Here is a 1,264-nt window from a genome sequence, read left to right as displayed (position 1 = left end):
CCAAAGGGATGACCTTCGCGCGCGGGAAGATCGACCGCGATGTCAGCGCTCATTAGACTTCATGCGGCCCCACCCTTGTTCGTGTTCCGTAAGGTCGCCTTGATAGCCTCGCTGGCCGCCAGATCGCCCCAGCCCTCGGACTTGAGGCGCACAAGAGCCGCGAAAGGATCTTCCTTCGGCTCGGCCTGCTCCTTGGGGGCTATCCGTGGACGGATCTCTTGCTCCCAATACCGGACGGCACGGGCGCGCTGCTCCACTGTGGCCTCAGTCTCATTCAGCCGCGACATGAATGGTCTCCTTCCGCTCGCGCAGCCCGGCCTGGATACCTTTGCCGGGGTTCGTTAAGATTTGCTCCTTGCGAGCTTGCTCCTCTGGCGTTTGCGGTTGACGCTTTGGCCTGCCGGGGCCGCGATCCGCAGGGCTGGCCGTCATGGCGATCGTTCGCGTCAACCCTTCGAGGCGGCGGCCGCGCTGGATCATCTCCTTCTCGCTCGGCGGCTGGCAGCCTTACCGCATCCAGCACCATAGGGGGCCGACCTTCTGGCCGGTGGCTGCCAGCGCCAGGCTCTTTGCAGCGTCGCGCAGGTCCCGTTCAGGTGGTGGGAAAGACGCGGGCAGCAACTGCCGCTCGTTCACCCTTCCGCTGTACCGGCGGCTGAGATCAATTCTCGCGTATCGGTTGCCGAGCACGGTGCGTTGCAGATCGAGGGGTGTCCATGACCTTCACAGCAGCGCAGTGAGCTACTTGCGCCGAACGGGAAGTGGAGCAACGACGACGGGTTTATCCGCGCTGGATCGAGGATCGCCGAATGACTCAGGCGTTTGCGGACGAGCAACTGGCAATGATGGAGCAGATCGCTCGCGACCATAGGGCGATGGCTGATGCTGAATCTGCGAAGAGCGATCTTTTCGGAGGTGCGGCATGAGCAGCCAGTTCGGCAACCCAAATCGGTTGCGCTCCTTGCGAGGAGCAAGACTTGGTGGGGTCGGACGATCCTTGAACTCACCTGGATCAAGGAACACGCCCACGAGCGATGGGACGACCAAAGCCGCGAAGGTGGCCACGACGAGTACGACCAGAGCTAATTCCACCGGAGGCCCTCTCTTCTGAGATAGCGGCGGATACTCACACCCTGCCGATAAGGTGCGGTGGCATGGTTTCCAGGTGATTAACGCGGCAACGAGCGGATGAGTGGCGTAGTCCCCGAAGGCGAGTACCGCCCCTACCCCGCCTCGTTCACCTGGGTTTTCGCAGCCGCGTGCT

At 62.7% G+C, this 1,264-nt stretch carries 2 protein-coding genes; both read right to left on the bottom strand.

All coding sequences use genetic code 11. From position 1 onward, the window contains the following. Positions 1 to 59: 59 nt before the first annotated feature. Positions 60 to 287, bottom strand: a complete 228-nt coding sequence (locus FS320_RS43620; RefSeq protein WP_152718680.1) for a hypothetical protein — start codon at positions 285 to 287, stop codon at positions 60 to 62. Beyond that, positions 271 to 480: a hypothetical protein gene (locus FS320_RS43615; protein ID WP_152718679.1), complete on the bottom strand. Its 210-nt coding sequence runs from the start codon at positions 478 to 480 to the stop codon at positions 271 to 273. The genes FS320_RS43620 and FS320_RS43615 overlap by 17 nt, the downstream gene beginning before the upstream one ends. Between the last annotated feature and the right edge of the window lie 784 nt (positions 481 to 1,264).

This window comes from Microvirga tunisiensis, assembly GCF_009296175.1.
Classification (GTDB): domain Bacteria; phylum Pseudomonadota; class Alphaproteobacteria; order Rhizobiales; family Beijerinckiaceae; genus Microvirga; species Microvirga tunisiensis.
The sequence above is the reverse complement of the archived record's forward strand: the minus strand, read 5'-3'. Positions and strand labels throughout refer to the sequence as shown.

Coding starts and splice junctions, on each gene's coding strand:
- FS320_RS43615 (WP_152718679.1), bottom strand. CDS start 480: ATGATCCAGCGCGGCCGCCGCCTCGAAGGGTTGACGCGAACGATCGCC.
- FS320_RS43620 (WP_152718680.1), bottom strand. CDS start 287: ATGTCGCGGCTGAATGAGACTGAGGCCACAGTGGAGCAGCGCGCCCGT.